The sequence below is a fragment of the Streptomyces thermolilacinus SPC6 genome (assembly GCF_000478605.2).
Classification (GTDB): domain Bacteria; phylum Actinomycetota; class Actinomycetes; order Streptomycetales; family Streptomycetaceae; genus Streptomyces; species Streptomyces thermolilacinus.
In genome coordinates this window covers 3,560,749-3,581,230 of the sequence record NZ_ASHX02000001.1, presented here as the reverse complement: position 1 = coordinate 3,581,230, position 20,482 = coordinate 3,560,749, and the positions used below count along the sequence as shown (strand labels likewise).

The following is a 20,482-nucleotide window of genomic DNA, read 5'->3' as shown; positions in this document are numbered from 1 at the left end:
CTTCACTGTGACCAGCGCCACACGGCGTTCGTGGCGTGCTGTGTACCTGGGGAAATGGACGGTGAACTCTGTGAACAACGGCAAGAAACCGGGCAGCGGGTCGGCCGGTGCCGCCAAAGCGTTCGGGCGGCTGCTCAAGTTCCATCGTGAACGGGCCGGGGTCACGATGGAAGCCCTCGGCAGGCACACCTCTTACTCCAAGTCCCAGGTGGCGATGATCGAGAAGGGGGAGCGCAGGCCGAAGGACCACTTCGTGGAGGTGGCGGACCGGGTACTCGGTGCGGACGGTGCGCTGAAGGAGGTAGCCGAGACGATCGCCCCAAGTGGTGTCCCCGCATGGTTCGAGGACTACTTGGGGGAAGAGGCCGGGGCCGCCGCGATTCACTGGTACGAAAACCACTTGGTGCCGGGCTTGTTGCAGAGCAGCCGCTACGCCGAAGCGGTCTTCAGGTGTGCCGTCCCGGCGCTGGACGAGGTCGAGATCGACGCAGCGGTGGACGTTCGGCTGAAGCGCCAGAAGGTGTTTCACCGCACGCCCAAACCGCACATCACGTTCATCATCGAGATGATCGCCCTGACCCGGCCCATCGGAGGAGCCGAGGTACTGAAGGAATGCCTGCACCACCTGCTCGACACAGCGGGGCTTCCCAACGTCGAAGTGCAAGTGATGCCTCCCGACCGGTGCACCCACGCCGGTCTCAACGGGCCGTTCATCCTGCTCGAAACCGCCGAGAGAAGAGGTCAGCTCGTCTACGTCGAAGGACAGGGTGGCCGCTACTTTCTCAGCGAACAACCCGAGCTGGGTGACACGTTCACGCGCTATGGCACCCTGCGAGCGCAGGCCCTGACCCCGGAAGCATCCACACAACTGATCGAACAGGTGGCACGAGAGCTATGACCGACCAGCTCAACTGGTTCAAGAGCAGCTACAGCGGTGACCAGGGCGGCGCCTGCGTCGAAGTCGCCCTCGACTGGCACAAATCGTCGTACAGCGGCGGCCAGGGCGGCCAATGCGTCGAGATCGCCGCCTGTCCCCAGGCCGTGCACGTCCGGGACTCCAAGGACACCGCCCGTCCCGGGCTGGCCGTCGCGCCCGAGGCGTGGTGCGCGTTCCTCCGTACCGTTCGCTGAACTGACGCTGCACGGGCGCTGGTTCGTCTTCGGCCGAGTGCCCGCGCCGTGCCGCCGTACGGAGTTACCGTGGACGTACCGGCAGGGGGGCCGGGCGACGGGAGCGGGGGCCGCTGTGTGGCGAAGGAACCGGAAGAAGCACGACCGCGATCACGGCCCCAACAAGGTGAAGATCGGGCGGGACAGCCACCTCAGCGCCAACGGCCCCCACAGCTCCGTCCACGTGACGTACGTCGGGCAGGAGCCGCCCGTCGAATGGCCCCTCCCGGTCGGTGAGTTACCGCTCACCGCGTCCGCGTTGCAGCCGCGCCCCGAGCTGCGGCAGGCACTGGAGCGGCCGCACCAGGGCCCCGGGCAACGGCCTTCCGCCCACGTGCTGGTGGGGGAAGGCGGCACCGGCAAGACGCAGTTGGCGGCGGCACACGCCCAGGCGGCGTACGCGGACGGTGTGGACCTAGTGCTGTGGGTGTCGGCGGGTGACGCCGCGCAGATCGTGGCGGCGTACAGCGAGGCGGCGCGGCTCGCCCGCGTGCCGGGCGCGACCGGGAAGGACCCGCAGGCCGACGCGCGGGCGTTCCTCAACTGGCTCAACGTCACTCCGCGCCGCTGGCTGGTCGTGCTGGACGACATCGCGGACCCGGACGCCGTGTCCGACTGGTGGCCCAACCCGGCGCGGGGCACCGGCCAGGTCGTGGCCACCACGCGGCTGCGCGACGAGCCGAAGCTGACCGGGCAGGGCCGGGTGGCCATCCCCGTCGGCCCGTACACGCCCGCTGAGGCCACGGCCTACCTCACCGACCGGCTCTCCCACGACGGCAAGGCGCACCTGCTCGACGACCAGGTGGAAGCCCTGGCCCGCGCGCTCGGCCACCTGCCCCTGGGGCTGGGGCACGCGGCGGCGTACATGGTCCGCGAGGAGACCTCCTGCGCCAGGTACCTGCAGCTGTTCCGGGACCGCGCCGCCCGCCTGGACGCCGTACTGCCGTCCTGGGCCGACACCGACAAGTACGGGCGGCAGGTCACGACCGCGCTGCTGCTCGCCCTGGAGGCCACCGACCGGGACCCGCAGGGCCCCCACGCGCGGGCGGTGCTCCAAGTGGCCGCCCACCTCGACCCGGCGGGCCAGCCCGCCGCGCTGTGGGGCACTCCCCGGCTGCACGAGCACGTGGCGCGGGCGCTGTACCGCACGATCCAGGAACACGCGCCGCACCTCCTCCGTGACCAGGCCGCGGCGGTGGCGGTCACTCAGACGCAGGTGGACCAGGCGCTGCGCCTCCTCCACCGGTACGGACTGATCAGCCACGACACGACCAGCACCACCCACACCGTCCGCATCCACGCCCTGACCGCTCGGGCCGTGCGCGAGACGGTGCCCGCCGAGCGGCTCGACGAGGCGGTCGCGACCGCGTCGGGCGCCCTCCACGAGGCGTGGGCGAACGTGGGCCTGGTGGAGCGCGATCTCCACGCGGTGCTGCGCGCCAACGGGCGGGAACTGATCGAGACCGCCGGGGAACGGCTGTGGACGGCCGGGGCCCATACGGTGCTGTTCCCGCTGGGCGACAGCCTGCTGGACACGGAGATGGTGCAGGACGCGCTCGCCTTCTGGCGGACGGCCACCGAGGAGTACGAGCGGCGGCTCGGGTCGGGGGCCCATCTGACCGACATGGCGCGTTTCCGCCTGGCGAAGGCGCTGCGCTCGGCCGGGAGGCACCACGAGGGTCTTGAGCTGTCCCTCCGGCTCGCGAACGAGTTCAGCGAACAGTACGGGCGGCAGCACCCGGAGGCGCTGCGCGCCTACAGCGAGCTGGCCGGGTGGTCCCTGGCGACCGGGCAGCCGGGGCTGGCCGCGATGATGTTCGAGCAGGTGCTCACCGCGCGCAGGGCCATCCTCGACCCGGACGACCCCGACATCGTCCGCTCCGAGATCGACGTGACGCTCGCGTACGGCGCCGCCGGGCGGTCCGAACAGCTCATCGAACGGGCCGAGCCGCTGTTGGCCCGCTGCCGGGACAGGTTCGGCCCCGAGCACAACCTCACGCTGGAGGCCGGGCTGTGCCTGGGCAACGCCTATCTGGGCGCCTCCCGTTTCGCCGAGGCCGTCCCCGTGTTCCGGCAGGCGCTGGCGGACCAGGAGCACGTCCGGGGCGCCGACCATCCGGACACGCTGACCACCCGCGCGGGCCTCGCCCTCTCCCTGTGGAAGACGGGACACCGGCAGGAGGCGCTGGAGCACATGCGGGCAGCGGTACACGGCGTCAGACGGGTACAGGGGGAAGAACACCCGTGGACGGAGGCGTACGGCTCCCTGCTGGCCGACTGGGAGCGGGAGGCCGCCGCCGAGGGGCCCGCGGGTGTCCGTGGACGTCTCGCCGCCAGGTTCCGCAGGACCGGCGGGCAGCCGCACACCGAGGAGGGGGCACGATGACGCACTGGGTACGGCCCGCGCTGTGGGCGCTGGCCGTGGTCGCGGGAGCCGGGGTCGCGGTGCTGGCCGGGGTCGCCGTGTGGGGGGACCTGGACACGGCGGACCGGGTGGCGAGCGTCGCCGGGGCGAGCGCGGCGCTGCTGGGCCTCGTCGTGTCGGTGGTGGCCCTGGCCCGGACCGGCCAGGGCGACGGCGGGCGGCGGCTTCACGCGGGCCCGCGTGCCGTCGTCATCGACGGCGACGCGAACCGCAGCGCCATCGGTGAGGGCTCGCAGGTCGTGGCCCCGCCGGCGCCCGCACCGCCGCCCGGCGGGCGGCGCACCACCCGGCCGTCCGACGTGAGCGCCGCCCGCGACAGCACCGTCGTCCTCGGCAACGCCACCGACAGCGCGCTCGGGCGGAACAGCGAGCGTCGGACGCCGTGAACCGGGAGAGGGCCCCCGCTGTCGCGGAGGCCCTCTCTCGTATCGGCTCGGTCAGAAGATGCCGTTCAGGTGGTGCCAGTCGTCCGCGACGACCTCGCCCGGGTTCAGCGAACCGGTGCCCCGGCCCGTGTAGACGAGGTGGCAGCCGACGCCCCGGCACATCTCGTTCACGAAGCTGCTGTGCGTGGACGTGGCCAGGTCGGCGTTGCCGTCGCCGGTGAAGTCGCCCAGGCCGAGGATGTTCTCCATGACGTTCCAGCCGCCGGAGCCGACCAGCACGCGGGCGCCGAGCGCTCCGGAGCCGCCCGGGTACAGCCACAGCTTGCCCGTGGACGCCTCGCGGGCGACCAGGTCGGGGCGGCCGTCGCTGTTCATGTCGCCCGCGCCCACGAGGGCGTTCATGGCGTTCCAGCCGCCGTTGCCGATCAGCTTGCGGGCGCCGAGCGTGCCCGAGGACGTACCGGGGTACAGCCACAGCCTGCCGGTGGACTTCTCGACGGCCAGCAGGTCCGTGCGGCCGTCGCCGGACAGGTCGCCGTAGCCGACGAGGCGGCTCATGGCGTTCCAGCCGCTGTTGCCGATCAGCTTGCGGGCGCCGAGCGTGCCGCTGCCGGTACCCGGGTACAACCAGAGCCTGCCGGTGGACGCCTCGCGGGCGATGACGTCCTCGCGGCCGTCGGCGCTGTAGTCACCGTGCCGGACGAGCGCGTTGAAGACGTTCCAGCCGCTGTTGCCGATGAGCTGCCCGCTGCCGTCACCGCGCAGGAACCACAGGCGGCCCGCCTTGTCCCGTACGACGACGTCGGCCTTCTGGTCGCCGTTCATGTCGCCGAAGCCCTGCGCCTGCGGTGCGGGCGCCGAGTACCACGCCGGGTAGGCCCGGAAGGCGCACTCGCGGGACGTGGAGACGAGCTTGATCGAGCTGACCGTGCCGTGCTCGTAGCCCCACTCGGTGCCGGCCGGGTCCGGGTCCCACACGCCGACCATGCCGGACGTGTCGTGGTTCGGCTCGTCGTACACGCAGGCGTACTTGCTGGTGTGGTTGACGACCGAGCGGAACGTGTTGTCCCAGGTGCCGAGCGTCGACAGGTCCTTGTTCGTCTTGAACATGGTGCCCGTGCCGTTGTCCGACTTCCAGGCACAGAAGTAGCCCGACGGGCAGTCGCTGATCGCGGCCTGTGCGGGTGCCGCTCCGGCGCCGAGGAGCCCGAGCGAGGTGAGCCCCAGCGTCGTGGCCAGCGTGGCCAGGCGCCGCAGCAGTGGTACGCGCATGTGTTCCCTCCCTGAGCGGCACGGAGGAAGGCTCGACGCGCCGCGAGAGGGACAGTATCCCGCCGCCCGGTTCACGCCACAGGGCGGGTCGCCCGCAGCCGGGCTCCGGGGGCGGGGCGCCGGGTGCCGGGGATCGGCCGCCGGGGAGGAATCGACGGCGGCGGACAGTCACCGCCGCCGTCATGCGATGGCCCCGGGGGCCGGAAGGGTCAGACGCGGCCGAAGAGCATGCTGCCCGGCGCGGACGGGTCCATCGACATGAAGTACTCGCGGACCGTGCGCACGAACTCCATGCGGCTGATCGCCCCGTCCCCGTCGATGTCCACCTTGCCGAACACCTCCATGGCCTCGGGCGCCTGAACCTGCCAGACGTCCCGCTGGAAGCGGAGGAACTCGTCCTTGTCGATCTCGTTGTCGCCGTTGGCGTCGATGATGTCGAAGGACGCGTGGGCGAGGCCCTCCATGACGTTGATGCGGCTGGTGTCGATGGCCGCCAGGCGGTTGGCCATGACGAACCGGTCCTTGGTGAGCGCGTCGCTCTCGGCGCCCGAGTGGCGCACGAGCTCCATCCAGTACATCTGGTTCACGGCCCGGAGGGCGCGGGCCCGGCGGTCGTCCCCGTCGAGCCCGTAGGCCTGGATGATGCGGTCCGCGATCTTCGCGAACTCCGCCGCGTTCACGCGGCCGTCCTTGTCGGCGTCCAGCAGCTCGAACTGGCGCTCCAGCTTGGCCGTGATGGTGTCCCGCGCGGCGATGGTCATCGGCCGAGTCCTTCCGTTGATCTTGTCGATCGGCTCGGCCAGCATGGGGCACACACCACCCGGGGAGAAACGAACTCCCCCAAACGCCACCCGATCAGGCGATCAGCACTCGATCCGGGCACGGCGGCGCAGGACGAGCAGCGGCATGACGGCGGGAACCACCACCACGGCCACCAGGCAGTGGACGCCCTCTTCCACGGCGATGGCGGCCATTTCGGGCAGGACGCCGCCCGACAGCACGCTGTAGACCCACGCGGCGACCACCGCCCCGACGAGCGTCAGCACCGCCCAGCAGCTCCAGCGGACGTCCCGCCGCGCGTCCGCGTCGCCCCGGGCCGCCCGCGCGGCGCGCGCCGTCACCGTCGCGCCCTCGGCGGCGAACAGCACGCCCACGACGAACCGCAGCACCCCGCCGCCGTCGTCGAACACCATCAGGGCGCCGACCGCGACGTACCAGAGGCCGACCGTGTACAGCAGCGCTCGCATCCAGTGCCTCCCGGCGTCCGGGGCCCGCCCCGGCCGCCCTCCGGCGGGCGGCCCCCGGCCCGTACCGCACAACCTATCGGCGGGCGGTATGGCGCAGGTCACATTCCGGCCCTGTCACGATCGTCCGGCGCGGGGGGTCAGCCAGAGGCAGCCAATTGACCCCTACCGATGAGGAGTTCACCATGGACGCCCGTCTCGACTTCCACGGCTCCACCGTCGGCGCGAAGTTCCTGCGCCACCTCAACTCGGCGGGCCGCGTGGTCACCGAGTCGCCGCTCCCCGCCACGGTCCAGGAGCTGGTGAAGATCCGCGCCAGCCAGATCAACGGCTGCGCCGCCTGCACCGACATGCACACGAAGGACGCCGCCCACGCCGGGGAGACCCCGACGCGGCTGAACCTCGTCGCCGTGTGGCGGGAGGCCACCGTCTTCACCGAGGCCGAGCGCGCCGCGCTGGCGCTGACCGAGCAGGGCACCCGGATCGCGGACGCCGCCGGGGGCGTCACCGACGAGGCGTGGACGGAGGCCGCACTGCACTTCGACGACGAGCAGCTCGCCGCGCTGGTCGCGCTGATCGCCGTCATCAACGCGTACAACCGGGTCAACGCCGTCATCCGCACGCCCGGCGGGGACCACCGGCCGGGGCAGTGGGGCTGAGCGGGGCGTGAAACGTTTCCCCGGGCCCAACCGGTCGTCCTAGTGGAGGGGCTTTCGAAGCCCCTGGACGAGAGTGATGATCGGGGAGGGCATGAAACAGTCCCGCGCGGGGCGCGGGACCGACGACCCGCTGGGCCCGGCGGCGTCCCTCCAGTACGACGACGGCAAGGGCCGGGCCGGCGTCACGGTCCAGCTGTTCCGGGTCGACCCGGACGGGTACAGCACCCGGCAGTTCGTGACCTGCCGCACCCGCGACTGCACGCGGGCGAAGCTCCCGGACGGGTCGCAGGTGAAGACGTGGGAGCTGACGACCGGCAAGGCCCCGCGGGTGAAGTGGCGGCAGGCCACCTACGTCTCCGCCTCCGGCGACATGGTGGAGGTCAACACCTGGAACGCCCCGGACGGCGACGCCGCGCCGGTACGGGCCGAACCGCCGTTGGCGGGAGAGCAGTTGAAGGCCATCGCCATGTCGCCGAGGTGGAAGACGGCGCTCGGCGCGCTGCCCCAGGCGCCCGACGAGGAGAGCGGTGGAGCGACACGGCCCTGGGACTCGTGGCGCATCGGTTCCACGTTCGCGCACCGGCCGAAGAGCGTCTGGGACGAGGACGGCCGCGGGCCGGGGCTGGTCGAGGTGCGCACCGACGCGTCCCGGCGCAACACCGGGGACGAGCCGGTGCTGGAGGTCCGTCAGGAGAAGGTGGAGCAGGGCGGCAAGGGCGTCATCCGCTGGGTGGTGACGGGCGCGGGTCCGGGCAGGACGTTCACGACGATCACCGCGTACAACGCCCCAGCCCCGGACGCCGACGCCACCCGCACGACCCCGCCGCTGCCGCTGCCGCACCTGAAGACGGCGGTCCTGGGCAACCATGACCTCTCCGCGAGGACGATGGAACGGGAGGAGGCCCGGCGCTGAGGCCCGGCGCCAGGGTCCGGGCCGCGCGGTCCTCGCGGGACCGGTCAGGTGCCGTCCGGACCGTGCCCGAGGCGGTACAGCTGCGGCACGGACACCTTGACCGGCTCCTGGGCGGTGCGGGCGATGACCACGACGGCGGGCTCCTCCGGGTCCGGGTTCTCCTCGCGGTGCGGCACGTACGGCGGTACGAGGAAGAAGTCGCCGGGCCCGCCCTGGAGCCGTACCTCCCGCGTGCCGTCGTGGTACACGAACACGGGGTGCCCGCTCACCACGTAGACGCCCGCCTCGGAGTCGCCGTGGTGGTGGTTGTCGGTCGCGCTGAGCGGCGGGTTCTCCACCAGGCCCATCCACAGCCGCCTGGAGCCCGTCGTGCCGCCGCTGACGGCGGTGTGCACGGCGGCCCGCCCGGCGGGCGCGGGGTGCGCGTCCCGTGCCGCGGCCGGGACGTGGTGGACCCGGTCGTTCAGCGGCGCGTCCCCGCCGCGCGCGGTGTGCGTGTCGTACGTCATGGTGCGGCCTCCCGTTGTCGTCGCCCGGCATTTGCCACGACCAGGCTGCGCCGGGCGTACCGGCACGGCCAACTTCCGTTGCCGGTACGGCAATCCGGCGCGGGGACGGCTACTGGACCGGCACCGTCACCCCCCGCAGGCCGAAGAAGTACGTCGCCACGAAACCCGCCGCGTACCCGGCCAGAAGGCCCGACGCGTACGCCGCGACCGTCGCCAGGGCGCCGCCCGGCCCGTCCAGGAGCGGGAACAGGGCCCAGCCGGACGGGCCGATGGCCGTCGAGCCGACCTTGTCGCCCCACATCCCGAACAGGCCCACCACTCCCCCGCCGACCGCCCCGCCCACGCACGCCGTCACGAACGGGCGGCCCAGCGGGAGCGTCACGCCGTAGATGAGCGGCTCGCCCACGCCGAGGAGGCCCGCCGGGAGCGCCGAGCGGATCGTGCGGCGCAGGCCCTCCGCGCGGCGCAGCCGCACGTACACGGCGACCGCCGCGCCGACCTGTCCGGCGCCCGCCATCGCGAGGACCGGCAGCAGGACCGTGTACCCCTGCTGCTCGATCAGCGTCGCGTGCAGCGGGATCAGCGCCTGGTGCAGGCCCAGCATCACCAGCGGCAGGAACAGCCCGCCCATCACGAACCCGGCCGCCGCGCCGCCGTGCGCGAGCAGCCCGTCGGCGGCCGTGCCGATGGCCGCAGCGACCTTCCCGGCCGCGTACATCAGCCCGTACACCGTGGCCAGGCCCGAGACGAGGACGGTCAGGGTGGGGGTGACCAGGACGTCCAGCGCCTCGGGCACGCGGCGGCGGCACCACTTCTCGACGCGGGTCGCCAGGTACGCCGCCGCCAGCGCGCCCAGCACCCCGCCCTGGCCGGGGCTGAGCTGCTGACCGAACACCTCGGCCTTCGCCACGCCCGCGTAGACGACGATCGCCGCGACCGCCCCGCCGAGGATCGGCGTCCCGCCGAACTCCTGCGCCGTGTTGTAGCCGACGAACACCGCGATCAGCGCCATGAACCCGGACGCGATCGCGGTCAGGGCGGGGGTGAGGGACGGCAGCGCGCCCAGGTTGACCAGCAGGCCGTTCAGTCCGGCGATGACGCCGCAGCCGATGAGGGCGGGGATGAGCGGGACGAAGACGTTCGCGATGCGGCGCAGGGCGCGGCGGACCGGGCGGCCCTCCGGCGGTGTGCCCGCCCCCGTGGCGGCGCCCGGCGGGCCCTGCGGGGGCGCGGCTCCCGTCTGTGCGTCCGCCGCGACCAGGGCCTGGAACTCCGGGGTGACCCGCGCGACCGTCCCCGGGCCCAGCACGATCTGGTACGACGCCCCGTCCTCCACCACGCCCAGCACCGCCGGGTGGGCGCGCACCTCCGCGTCCCGCACCGCGGCGCGGTCGTGGAGGGCGAGGCGCAGGCGGGTCATGCAGTGGGTGACGGAAGCGATGTTGGCGGCGCCGCCGACGAGGGGGAGGAGCGCGGCGGCGGTGGAACGGGGACCGGACGAGCCCTGCTCGGAGGAGCCGGGCCGGGGGGCGTCCGGCGGGGCAGGCTCGGAGGCGTCCGGCGGGCCGGGCTGGGGGGCGTCCGGCTGGTGGGGCTTCGACGGGTCCGGCTGGTGGGGGTCTTCGGTTGTCGTCATGTGGGTGGCCTCGCGTGCGGGGGGTGCGTCAGGGGGCCGCCGCTGCCAGCGCGGCGCGCAGATGACCGTGGTGCTCCGCGAGGAGGCGCGCGGCGGCCGGAGCGTCCACCCCGCCCAGCAGGACCAGGATGGCGTGCTTCACCTCGCCGCCCGTCGCCTCCAGGGCGCGCGCTATCTCCTCGTCGGCGGCGCCCGTGGCCTGCGCGACGATGCGGTGCGAGCGGGCCCGCAGCTTGGCGTTGGTGGCCCGGACGTCCACCATCAGGTTCCCGTACGTCTTGCCGAGGCGGATCATCGTGATCGTCGAGATCATGTTGAGGACGAGCTTCTGCGCCGTACCGGACTTCAGGCGCGTCGAACCGCTGATGAACTCCGGCCCGACCACCACCTCGATCGCCAGGTCCGCCGCCTCCGCGAGGGCGCTGCCCGCGTTGCAGGCCAGCCCGACCGTGAGGGCGCCCGCGTCCCGCGCGTACCGCACGGCGCCCACCGCGTACGGGGTGCGGCCCGACGCGGAGACGCCCACCACCGTGTCGTCCGGGGTGAGCCCGAGGGCCTTGAGGTCGTCGTGGGCGAGCTCCGCCGAGTCCTCCGCGCCCTCCACCGACCGTACGAGCGCGTCCGGGCCGCCCGCGATGAGGCCGACGACCTGCGAAGGGTCGGCGTTGAAGGTCGGCGGGCACTCGCTGGCGTCCAGCACCCCGAGCCGCCCGGCCGTGCCCGCGCCCGCGTAGACGAGCCGCCCGCCGCGCGCCATGCGGGGCGCGATGGCGTCGATGGCGGCGGCGATGCGGGGCAGTTGCGCGGCGACCGCGTCGGGCACGGCCCGGTCCCCGGCGTTCATGGCGCGGGCGATGTCGAGCGTGGGCCGCGTGTCGATGTCCGCCAGGTCGGGGCGGACCTCCTCGGTGGTGAGGGCGCCCAGCTGGGTGCGGAGTGCGGCGGGGTCCCGGACGGGGTCGCTCATGGCGCGGCTCTCTCGGTACGAGGTGGCGGGGTGGGCGGTCGGCGGGAGGGGAGGTGGTCGCTGTGGGCGGGTCGGGCTCGTGGGTGGTGGGTCGGGGTTCGTGGGCGGCGGGTGGTGGGTCGGGTGTCCGTGGCCGCCGTCAGCGCGGGTTCGTGCGCTGGCGGGGCGCGCGGCGGTGGGCGAGCGCCTCGTACGACGCCGACAGCGCGGGCGCGGCCGTCGCGTACGTCCGCTGCGTCACGCCCGTGAACAGGCAGTCCACCACCAGCAGTTGGCTCGTACGGGACGACATGGCCGCCGGGCGCAGTTCGGTCTCACGGCCGGTGGAGGTGGTCAGCACATGGTCGGCGTACTGGGCGACGGGACCGTCGGGGCGGCCCGTGATCGCGATGGTCGTCGCGCCCCGCTCGAAGGCGACGCGCAGCGGTTCGATCACGTCGGCGGTGGCGCCCGAGTGGGTGATGGCGACGGCCACGTCCCCGGAGCGGAGCTGCACCGCGCCCGTGACGGCGACGTGCGGGTCGCTGTGGGCGTGCGCGACGAGCCCTATGCGCAGCAGCTTCTGCGCCAGGTCCTGCGCGACGAGGCCGGACGCGCCGATGCCGTACACGTCGGTGCGGCGGGCCTCGGCCAGGGCGGTGACGGCCGCCGCGAGCTGGGCCGTGTCGAGGGCGGCGGCCGTGTCCGCGAGGGTCTGCTGCTCGTCGCGGGCCAGCTTGGCGACGACGGCCTCGATCGAGTCGTCCACGGCGATGTCGGAGGTGACCGCCGGGGACCGGCCGGAGGTGCGCTGCGCGGCCAGCCCGGCGAGGGCGAGGCGCAGGTCGCGGTAGCCGGGGTAGCCGAGGAGGCGGGCGGTGCGGACGACGGTCGCCTCGCTGGTGCCGGTGCGCTCCGCGAGACCGGTGACGGTGAGCGCGGCGCAGGCGGCCGGGTCGGAGGCGACCGCTTCGGCGACGCGCTGCATGGACCTCGTCATGGAGGGCGCGAGGGTGCGCACCTTCGCGGCGAGCGCGTCGGGGGCGGCGCCCACGCCGGGAGCGTGCCCCCATGCCGCACGCCCGGGGGCCTGGGCCGTACCGGCGGGACCGGCGCCAGGGCCGGGGCCCGTACCCGTACCGGTCGCGGGGCTCGGGCCCCTACCGGCGCTCGTACCGGCTCCGAGGCCGGCGGGCGTACCGGCTGCGACGCCCGTGCCGGCACCGTCCGGTCCGCCGTCCACCGGGCCGCCGGTGAAAGTTTCCTTCAGCTCCTCGGTCACGCTTGAAACGTATTTTCAGCGATGGTGACCGTCAACCCCGCGCGTCAGAATGGCGGTATGAACAAGCCGGACCCCCTGGAACAGGCGCTGCACGCCGCACGCGCGCTCGTCCTCGCCGACCTGTCCGCCCGGGACGTCGCCGAGGCCGAGATCGTGTCGCTGGTCGAGGACTCGGTCGCGCAGCGCCGGTGGTGGGTCGAGCAGTGGCCCGACGGCCTCCCGTACGTCGCCGGGCTCGTCGCGCAGGACGTGCAGGACGCGCTGCTGGAGCGGTACGGGCGCTGGCCGCTGTGCCCGGTGTGCGACGCGGGCGACCCGCACGCGCTGGACGTCGAGCCGGAGCTCGGCCCGGACCCGCACTGGGTGTGCGGGCGGGCCGGGGTGGTGGTCGCTCCCGTCGGCGGCCTCACATGACGCTGTACATCGACCCGCCGAACTGGCCGGGCCACGGCCGCATGTGGTCGCACCTGATCAGCGACGTGTCGTTCGAGGAGCTGCACGCGGCGGCCGCCGCGATCGGGTGCCCGCCGCGCGCGTTCGACGGCGACCACTACGACATCCCGTCCGAGCGGTACGGGGACGCCGTGGCCGCGGGCGCCGTCGAGATCGGTTCGAAGGAACTCGTACGGCGCCTCACGGCCGCGGGGCTGCGCCGGCCTAAACGGCGTCCGGCGCCTTCCGTGTGAGCGTGACGTCGGCGGGCTCGCCCTCCGCGTGCCGGGCCGTCGTCGCGCCCATGACGACGCGGCTGGGCGTACGGTCCTCCCGGCGGTGCAGGCGCAGCGCCACGACGACCGCCGCGAACGCGACGAGCGTCATCGCGCCGCCCGCCCACGCGGTCGCCGGGAAGCCGAGGCCCGCGTCGATGACCGTCCCGCCGAGCCAGGGACCGCCCGTGTTGCCCAGGTTGAACGCGGCGGTCGTCGTGGCGCCCGCCAGGGTCGGGGCGGCGCCGGCCACGTTGAACATCCGGGCGTTCAGCGCGGGCGCCGTGTAGAACGCGGACACGCCCAGCAGGAACGACAGCGCCACCACCGCGACCGGGCTCCCGGCGAACAGCGCCAGCGCCGCCAGCAGCACCGTGGACGCCGCGATGCCGCTCAGCAGCACGCCGAACAGGTGCGCGTCCGCGACCCGCCCGCCGATGGTCGTGCCGACGAGCGCGCCGACCCCGAACAGCCCGAGCACCGTCGGTACCCACCCGGAGGCCAGCCCGGCCACGTCGGTGAGCAGCGGGGCCAGGTACGAGAACGCGCAGAACACGCCGCCCGCCGCGAGCGCGGTGACGACGATGGCGAGCCACACCTGCCGGTCGCGGTAGATGGTCAGCTCCCGCCGCAGCTGCGGCTTCTCGTCCGGCAGCGGGATGCGCGGGATGCGGGTGACCACGCCGACGAGGGCGATCGCGGACGCCGCGCCGACCGCCCAGAACGCCGAGCGCCAGCCCAGGTGCTCGCCGAGGAACGCGCCGGCGGGGACGCCCAGCACGTTCGCGATGGACAGTCCGCCGATCATCACGGCCATCGCGCGGGCCCGCGCCCCCGGCTGGACCATCGCGATGGCGACGGCCGCGCCGACGGCCCAGAACCCGGCACACGCCAGGGCGCTCACCACGCGGGACGCGAACAGCACCCCGTACGTGGGGGCGAGGGCGCCCGCGACCTGGCCGATGCCGAACGTGGTGATCAGCGCGACGAGCGTCGTCTTGCGGGGCAGCCGCAGCGTCGCCACGGCCAGCAGCGGCGCGCCGACGACCATGCCGATGGCGAACGCCGATATCAGCAGCCCGGCCTGCGGGATCGACACGTCCATGTCGTCCGCGATGGGCGGCAGCAGCCCGGACAGCATGAACTCGCTGGTGCCGAGCGCGAAGACGGACAGGCCGAGGATGTACACGGCGAGCGGCATCCGGGCCTTGGCGGGCCCGGTGGATTCGGTCGGGGCGGTTTTCGTCGGGATCGTGTCCGCCTGGGAGGGGGGATGATCGTCGTGGGTGGGCATATCCGGTGCCAACACCACCGGGCCGATCAGGATTCCCGCCCGCCCGGGCCGCGTGAGGGCGGGCCCGGCCCACAGCGCCCTCGCGCCCCGCACGCCGGCCGGGCGGGCACGCCGTAGGGCGCCGCGCGGACCTCCGCCTCAGCCGCCCAGCAGCCCCAGTTCGACGGTGAGGTTGCGCCGGGCGGCGGGTTCCCAGTGCTCGGCGCCGTACGGTGTGCGGAACAGGCAGGGCAAGCCCAGGAGTTGGCGCAGCACGCCCGCGCGGCCCGTGCGGAACGCGTCGTCGGGCACGAACCCGTACTCCTCCCGTACGGCCGCCGCGTACGCCGCGTACGCCTCCGCTCCCCCGGCGAGGACGGCCAGGTCGGCGTCGCACAGCACCTCGCCGTCACGGTCGCCGGGCGCCGGATCGTGGGTGACGGTGAGCCGTACGAGCCGGGCGACCTCCGCCGTACGGGCCGGGTCCACGTCCAGCTCGGGGAGGGCGCGCTCGGCGAGACGGGCGCTGCGCTCCTCGTTGGTGTCCCGGTCGGGCAGGTACACGGCGTCGTGGAACCAGGCGGCGAGGCGTACGGCGGCGAGGTCGTCGGCGTGGTCCGCGAGCTCGTCCACGCGGTGGAGGACGGCGAGCAGGTGGTCGGTCGTGTGGTACCGCCGCTGGGGCTCGGCCCACCGGCGCAGCAGATCGTCGGCGTACCGGTCGGCGGGCGGCGCGTCCGGGTCGGCGGGGCGCCCGCCCCGCGCGTCACGGACGGCCTCCTCCCACCGGCGGCGCAGCTCGTCGTGGGCGGGATGCGGGGGCAGGGGGGCGGCCATGCGCCCATTGTCCCCACGAGCCCCCACGACACACGGCCCCACCCCGGCCACGGCGGTCACACAGCGCAGGGCCCTCCCCCGGCCCCACGGGGTCGCGCGGCACACGGGCCGCCTCCGGCCCCAATGCGTCGCGCGGCACACGGGCCGCCTCCGGCCCCCAGGGGCACGCGGCGCACAGGAGCACCCCGGCCAGGGACCACCCGCACACGGGGGCACCCCGGCCCCGCACTCACCGGCGCGCGGGCGCCGGGGTCACGCGGCCTTGAAGCCGCGCAGCCGGAGGCTGTTGCCGACGACGAAGACGGACGAGAAGGCCATGGCCGCGCCCGCGATCATCGGGTTCAGGTAGCCCAACGCGGCCAGCGGCAGGGCGGCGACGTTGTAGGCGAACGCCCAGAACAGGTTGCCCTTGATGGTGGCGAGGGTGCGCCGGGACAGCCGGATCGCGTCGGCGGCGGCGCGCAGGTCGCCCCGTACGAGGGTGAGGTCGCCGGCCTCGATCGCCGCGTCCGTACCGGTGCCCATGGCGAGCCCAAGGTCGGCCTGGGCGAGCGCGGCGGCGTCGTTGACCCCGTCGCCGACCATGGCGACGCTGCGGCCCTCGGCCTGGAGCTTCCTGACGACCTCGACCTTGTCCTCGGGCATGACCTCCGCGATGACGTGCTCCGCGTCGATGCCGACCTCGGCGGCCACGGACCGGGCGACGGCCTCGTTGTCGCCGGTGAGCAGCACGGGGGTGAGCCCCAGGCCGCGCAGCCTGCGGATGGCCTCCGCGCTGGTGTCCTTCACCGCGTCCGCGACCTCCAGGACGGCACGCGCCTCGCCGTCCCAGGCGACCGTTATGGCGGTGCGTCCGGCGGCCTCCGCCTCGTCCTTGGCGCGGCGCAGCGGTTCGGGCAGTTCCATGGCCCACTGGGCGAGGAGCTTCTCGCGCCCGACGAGCACGGCGTGGCCGTCCACGACGCCCTGGACGCCGAGGCCGGGCACGTTCGCGAAGTCCTCGGGCGCGGCCAGGTCGCCCGTCCTCTCGGCGGCCCCGGCTGCGACGGCGCGGGCGATGGGGTGCTCGGAGGCGTTCTCCAGGGCGCCGGCGAGGCGCAGCACCTCCGCCTCGTCGGTGGAGTCCGCGGTGTGGACCTTCAGCAGCGTCATGCGGCCGGTGGTGACGGTGCCGGTCTTGTCGAGGACGATCGTGTCGGCCTTGCGGGTGTTCTCCAGGACCTCGGGGCCCTTGATGAGGATGCCGAGCTGGGCGCCGCGCCCGGTGCCGACCATGAGCGCGGTCGGCGTGGCCAGGCCCAGGGCGCAGGGGCAGGCGATGATCAGTACGGCGACGGCGGCGGTGAACGCGGCGCTCATCCCCTCGCCCGATCCGAGCCAGAAGCCGAGCGTGCCGAGCGCCAGGGCGATCACGACGGGGACGAACACGGCGGAGATGCGGTCCGCGAGCCGCTGGGCCGACGCCTTGCCGTTCTGGGCGTCCTCGACCAGCTTCGCCATGCGGGCCAGCTGCGTGTCCGCGCCCACCCGCGTGGCCTCGACGACCAGGCGGCCACCGGCGTTCAGCGTCGCGCCGGTCACCGTGTCGCCGACGGCGACCTCGACCGGTACGGACTCGCCGGTCAGCATCGACGCGTCCACGGCCGACGCGCCCTCCACCACGGTCCCGTCCGTGGCGATCTTCTCGCCCGGCCGCACCAGGAACCGGTCCCCCACCCGCAGCTCCGCGGTGGGCACGGTCACTTCCCGGCCGCCGCGCAGCACGGTGACCTCCTTGGCGCCCAGCTCCATCAGGGCCCTGAGCGCCGCGCCCGCCTTGCGCTTGGACCGCGCCTCGAAGTACCGGCCGGCCAGGATGAACGTCGTGACGCCCGCCGCGGCCTCCAGGTAGATGTTCCCGGCGCCGTCGCTGCGGGCGATGGTGAACTCGAACGGGTGCGTCATCCCCGGCATGCCCGCCGTACCGAAGAACAGCGCCCACACCGACCACAGGAAGGCCGCCGCCGTACCGACCGAGATCAGCGTGTCCATCGTCGCCGCGCCGTGCCGGGCGTTGGTCCAGGCGGCACGGTGGAACGGCCAGCCCGCGTAGATGACGACGGGCGCGGCGAGCACGAGGGAGAGCCACTGCCAGTTGGCGAACTGGAGGGGCGGGACCATCGCCATGGCGACGACGGGGACGGACAGGACGAGAGCGGTGAGGAGCCGCTGCCGCAGGTCGGCCAGCTCGTCGCCGCCCTCGTCCTCCGGCTGGGCGGCCCGGGCGTCCTGGGCGGGCGGGGCCGGGGGCCGGGCGGTGTAGCCGGTCGCCTCGACGGTGGCGATCAGGTCCTCGACGGAGACGCCGCCGCCGAAGGTGACCTTGGCCTTCTCCGTGGCGTAGTTGACGGTCGCCTCGACGCCGTCCATGCGGTTGAGCTTCTTCTCGATGCGCGCCGCGCACGAGGCGCAGGTCATGCCGCCGATGGCCAGCTCCACATCGGCGGTGCCGGGTGCCGTCACAGGACCGGCCGGGTGACCACTCATCTCACACTCCAATACCCAGGGGGGGTATATCAACGGGACCACTGTATACCCCTCTGGGTAAACAGGGCACCCCCGCGCCCTCATCCCGCCCACGCATTAGCATTGGACTAGACCTGTAGGCCTGTAGACCTGTAAACAGCCCGTGCACCGAGATTGGGGTCCGATGAGCAACCGTGCACTCCTGGAGGTGATCGCCCTCGACGCGGAGGACGCGATCGCGGCCCAGGCCGGAGGGGCGGACCGCCTGGAGCTGGTCACCGACATGGCGGCCGACGGGCTGACCCCGTCCCGCGAGACGTACGCCCGCATCCGCGCCGCCGTGGACGTGCCGCTGCGCGTGATGCTGCGCCTCGCGGACGGCTTCGCGGCGGGGGACGTGGACGCGCTCGTACGAGTGGCCGGGGAGCTGCGCTCCGAGGGCGCCGACGAGTTCGTGCTCGGCTTCCTCGACGCGGACGGCCACCCCGACCTGGCGGCGCTGGAGCGGGTGGTGGCGGAGCTGGACGGCTGCCGGTGGACGTTCCACCGGGCGATCGACCACTGCGCGGACCGGGACGCCCTGCGCGCCCGGCTCGCGGGCCTGCCGGGCCTGGACACGTATCTGACGGCCGGGTCGGCCGCGGGCGTGGACGAGGGCCTGCCGGTCCTGGCGGCCGAGGCGGAGACGGCCCGGCGGGGCGGCACGGGCCACGGCCCCCGGCTGCTGGTCGGCGGCGGCCTGCGCCTGGACCACGTACCGGCCCTGCTGGCGGCGGGTGTGGACGCCTTCCACATCGGCGGCGCGGCCAGGCCGGCGGGCTGGACGTCCCCGGTGGCCCAGGGCGCGGTGAGCGCGTGGCGCCGGGCGCTGGACGCGGAGGCGGGCGTGGAGGCGGGCGCGCAGGCTGCGGGGGAGGCGGTGGCCCCGGTGGCGTAGGGCCAGGGCCGCCGGGCGGCCGGGGGCCGGGGCCTTCGGGCGGGGCCCCCGGCGCTACGGAGAGGCGCCGCGCGAGGCCCGGAAGGGGAGCCGGTCGCGCGGCGCGGGGGACACGGACGGAGCGGCGGGGAGCGGACACTCGGGAGCCGGGGCTCAGGGTCGCGGATCAGGGGTCGCGGCTCAGAGGGCCAGGCTCAGGAGGGTCAGGCTCAGGAGCCGGGACCACGGGCAAGGGCCCGGCCATCCTCCTCCCTTCCCCCGTCCTAGACGAGGCGCCACTCCTGGTACGGCCGGTCGGCCTGGCAGGTCTGCTGGACGACCCCGGCGCCGTTGTAGATGTTGCCGCCGGAGACCTCCAGGCACTTGCCGCTGTGCCGGGCGACGAGCCCGAAGTAGCCGTTGGGGCGCTGGACGAGCTTCCACTCCTGGTTGGGGGTGTTGTAGCAGCCCCACTGGTTGACCACACCGCCGTCGTCCTGACTGGCGTAGGCCACGTCGAGGCACTTCCGACTGTGGTCGGCGCTCACCTTGTAGTAGCCGTTGCCGAGCGAGGTGAAGGTCCAGTTCTGGTTGGCGGTGGCGTAGCACCCCCACTGCTGGACGAACGCGCCGTTCTCGTGGTTCGCGTCGGCGACGTCGAGGCACCTGCCGCTGTGGTGGGCCTCCAGCTTGGTGTTGAGCGGCGCGGCACTGGCGGGCGCGGCGGACGCGGCGAGCGTCATTCCACTGAGGGCGAGGGCGGACAGTACGGCGGTGAATGCTCGCCTGTGATTCCTCACGGTGATCTCCCTTGTGAAGGGCGTCTTCTCTGGGGGGCCGAGCGTCACCGTTGTACAGCGCGGGAGAACCACCGGACAGGCCCGCCCGGTTACTCACACGATCCCATCATGGGACTACCGTCCAGTGGTGCGAATCCGCAGGTGGGTGATGCGCGCGAGGCCCCGGATGGAGCGAAGCGCGAAGAACTCCACTGAGCGCGCACCCGTGCGAATCCGCCGCCTCATCACCCCCACCCGGCAACCCCCGCCCTCGAAATGCTCACCCCATCGGAAAACGCGACGAGCGCCGGCCATCACTCGAAAGCGGCACGAAGGAGAGCCGAGTTCGAAACCACATGCCAGGGCGCCGACCGGCTGCCCCGGCGGCGGAAGCCGCCTACCGTGACGGCAGAAGAGACACCGGCACCGGGAGGGCGGCATGAGCGGTACGGAGCACTGGACCAGCACGTCGATGCCGTACGTCACCCCACGCTCCCAGGGCCGGGGCGACGCCTGGGCGGAAGAAGCCGCCGCACGGGGCCGCAAGGGCACCCAGCGCATCGTCTCCGCCGGAGAGGTGACGGCCACCGACGAGCCCGCCAGTCTCCTGGGCCTGGCACCCGGCGAACCGGTGACCGTACGCCGCCGCATCATCGAACTGGACGGAAAGCCAGTCGAGTTGACCGACACGTACTACCCCGCCCACATCGCCCGAGGCACCCCGCTCGCCGGTACGGCCAGGATCCGCGGCGGCGCGGTCACCCTCCTCGCCGAACTCGGCCACACCGGCGCCCGCGTCGTCGAGGAAGTCACCGCACGCCTCCCCACACGGGAAGAGCAGGACCTCCTCCGACTCGGCGCCGCCGAACCGGTCCTACGCCTCACCCGCCAGACCCTCGACGCCCACGACCGTCCCATCCAGGCCGACCTGATGACGATGCCCGCCCACCGCCAGCGCCTCCGCTACGAGTTGAGGCTCGGATGACCGTGCGTCGCGCCTCAGGCCTTGGGGTGTCGCCCACC

The 20,482-nt window shown here is 73.8% G+C and carries 21 protein-coding genes; 10 read left to right on the top strand and 11 right to left on the bottom strand.

What is annotated here, in order from left to right; genetic code table 11:
- Window positions 1–70: 70 nt before the first annotated feature.
- The 4 genes from J116_RS15580 to J116_RS30020 all read left to right on the top strand — a co-directional run bounded on the left by J116_RS15580 (window position 71) and on the right by J116_RS30020 (window position 3,981).
- Window positions 71–898, top strand: coding sequence for a helix-turn-helix domain-containing protein (locus tag J116_RS15580; protein ID WP_023587998.1), 828 nt, complete (start codon window positions 71–73; stop codon window positions 896–898).
- Complete coding sequence (locus J116_RS29930) at window positions 895–1,131, top strand: DUF397 domain-containing protein (protein ID WP_023587997.1); 237 nt, start codon at window positions 895–897, stop codon at window positions 1,129–1,131. The genes J116_RS15580 and J116_RS29930 overlap by 4 nt, the downstream gene beginning before the upstream one ends.
- Window positions 1,132–1,246: 115 nt before the next feature.
- Window positions 1,247–3,556, top strand: coding sequence for a tetratricopeptide repeat protein (locus J116_RS15570; RefSeq protein ID WP_023587996.1), 2,310 nt, complete (start codon window positions 1,247–1,249; stop codon window positions 3,554–3,556).
- Window positions 3,553–3,981, top strand: a complete 429-nt coding sequence (locus tag J116_RS30020) for a hypothetical protein (protein ID WP_023587995.1) — start codon at window positions 3,553–3,555, stop codon at window positions 3,979–3,981. The genes J116_RS15570 and J116_RS30020 overlap by 4 nt, the downstream gene beginning before the upstream one ends.
- 51 nt (window positions 3,982–4,032) lie before the next feature.
- Here J116_RS30020 and J116_RS15560 read toward each other — a convergent pair whose 3' ends face one another.
- The 3 genes from J116_RS15560 to J116_RS15550 form a co-directional block, all read right to left on the bottom strand.
- Window positions 4,033–5,253 carry an FG-GAP-like repeat-containing protein gene (locus J116_RS15560; protein WP_023587994.1) on the bottom strand — a complete coding sequence of 407 codons (1,221 nt, stop codon included), beginning with the start codon at window positions 5,251–5,253 and terminating at the stop codon, window positions 4,033–4,035.
- A 209-nt stretch (window positions 5,254–5,462) separates the two neighbouring features.
- Window positions 5,463–6,059 (bottom strand): EF-hand domain-containing protein, encoded by a 597-nt coding sequence (locus tag J116_RS15555; protein WP_023587993.1) that lies wholly within the window; start codon window positions 6,057–6,059, stop codon window positions 5,463–5,465.
- A gap of 57 nt (window positions 6,060–6,116) precedes the next feature.
- A complete protein-coding gene (locus J116_RS15550) occupies window positions 6,117–6,500 on the bottom strand; it encodes a hypothetical protein (RefSeq protein ID WP_023587992.1) in 384 nt (127 codons plus the stop codon).
- Window positions 6,501–6,682: 182 nt separating this feature from the next.
- Between J116_RS15550 and J116_RS15545 the strand changes: the two genes are divergently transcribed.
- Window positions 6,683–7,156 (top strand): carboxymuconolactone decarboxylase family protein, encoded by a 474-nt coding sequence (locus J116_RS15545; RefSeq protein ID WP_023587991.1) that lies wholly within the window; start codon window positions 6,683–6,685, stop codon window positions 7,154–7,156.
- A gap of 91 nt (window positions 7,157–7,247) precedes the next feature.
- Window positions 7,248–8,069: a hypothetical protein gene (locus J116_RS15540; protein WP_139140484.1), complete on the top strand. Its 822-nt coding sequence runs from the start codon at window positions 7,248–7,250 to the stop codon at window positions 8,067–8,069.
- A gap of 44 nt (window positions 8,070–8,113) precedes the next feature.
- On the opposite strand, the gene J116_RS15535 is transcribed toward J116_RS15540, so the two are convergent.
- The 4 genes from J116_RS15535 to J116_RS15520 all read right to left on the bottom strand — a co-directional run bounded on the left by J116_RS15535 (window position 8,114) and on the right by J116_RS15520 (window position 12,214).
- Window positions 8,114–8,578, bottom strand: coding sequence for a cupin domain-containing protein (locus J116_RS15535; protein WP_023587989.1), 465 nt, complete (start codon window positions 8,576–8,578; stop codon window positions 8,114–8,116).
- 109 nt (window positions 8,579–8,687) lie between these two features.
- Window positions 8,688–10,214 (bottom strand): PTS transporter subunit EIIC, encoded by a 1,527-nt coding sequence (locus J116_RS15530; protein WP_023587988.1) that lies wholly within the window; start codon window positions 10,212–10,214, stop codon window positions 8,688–8,690.
- 28 nt (window positions 10,215–10,242) lie between these two features.
- A complete protein-coding gene (murQ, locus tag J116_RS15525) occupies window positions 10,243–11,181 on the bottom strand; it encodes an N-acetylmuramic acid 6-phosphate etherase (RefSeq protein WP_023587987.1) in 939 nt (312 codons plus the stop codon).
- Window positions 11,182–11,320: 139 nt separating this feature from the next.
- Entirely contained in the window at window positions 11,321–12,214 is an 894-nt protein-coding gene (locus J116_RS15520; RefSeq protein WP_051203769.1) for a MurR/RpiR family transcriptional regulator, read from the bottom strand.
- A gap of 285 nt (window positions 12,215–12,499) precedes the next feature.
- Between J116_RS15520 and J116_RS15515 the strand changes: the two genes are divergently transcribed.
- Together J116_RS15515 and J116_RS15510 are read left to right on the top strand one after the other, a co-directional pair.
- On the top strand, window positions 12,500–12,856 hold the full coding sequence (locus J116_RS15515; RefSeq protein ID WP_023587985.1) for a hypothetical protein: 357 nt from the start codon (window positions 12,500–12,502) through the stop codon (window positions 12,854–12,856).
- Window positions 12,853–13,128, top strand: a complete 276-nt coding sequence (locus J116_RS15510; protein WP_023587984.1) for a DUF4031 domain-containing protein — start codon at window positions 12,853–12,855, stop codon at window positions 13,126–13,128. Before J116_RS15515 ends, J116_RS15510 begins: the two co-directional genes overlap by 4 nt.
- On the opposite strand, the gene J116_RS15505 is transcribed toward J116_RS15510, so the two are convergent.
- From J116_RS15505 to J116_RS15495, 3 genes are all read right to left on the bottom strand, one after another.
- Entirely contained in the window at window positions 13,100–14,350 is a 1,251-nt protein-coding gene (locus tag J116_RS15505; protein ID WP_028964092.1) for a Cmx/CmrA family chloramphenicol efflux MFS transporter, read from the bottom strand. The two genes, J116_RS15510 and J116_RS15505, sit on opposite strands and share 29 nt — an antisense overlap.
- Window positions 14,351–14,581: 231 nt before the next feature.
- Window positions 14,582–15,259 (bottom strand): HD domain-containing protein, encoded by a 678-nt coding sequence (locus J116_RS15500; protein ID WP_023587982.1) that lies wholly within the window; start codon window positions 15,257–15,259, stop codon window positions 14,582–14,584.
- Window positions 15,260–15,511: 252 nt separating this feature from the next.
- Complete coding sequence (locus J116_RS15495; RefSeq protein ID WP_037946721.1) at window positions 15,512–17,785, bottom strand: heavy metal translocating P-type ATPase; 2,274 nt, start codon at window positions 17,783–17,785, stop codon at window positions 15,512–15,514.
- Between the two features lie 163 nt (window positions 17,786–17,948).
- On the opposite strand from J116_RS15495, the gene J116_RS15490 reads away from it, so the two are divergent.
- Window positions 17,949–18,701, top strand: coding sequence for a copper homeostasis protein CutC (locus tag J116_RS15490; protein ID WP_023587980.1), 753 nt, complete (start codon window positions 17,949–17,951; stop codon window positions 18,699–18,701).
- A gap of 263 nt (window positions 18,702–18,964) precedes the next feature.
- On the opposite strand, the gene J116_RS15485 is transcribed toward J116_RS15490, so the two are convergent.
- Window positions 18,965–19,480, bottom strand: a complete 516-nt coding sequence (locus J116_RS15485; protein WP_139140483.1) for an RICIN domain-containing protein — start codon at window positions 19,478–19,480, stop codon at window positions 18,965–18,967.
- A 418-nt stretch (window positions 19,481–19,898) separates the two neighbouring features.
- Here J116_RS15485 and J116_RS15480 point away from each other — a divergent pair, with 418 nt between their 5' ends.
- Window positions 19,899–20,444, top strand: coding sequence for a GntR family transcriptional regulator (locus J116_RS15480; RefSeq protein WP_023587978.1), 546 nt, complete (start codon window positions 19,899–19,901; stop codon window positions 20,442–20,444).
- Window positions 20,445–20,482 lie beyond the last annotated feature (38 nt).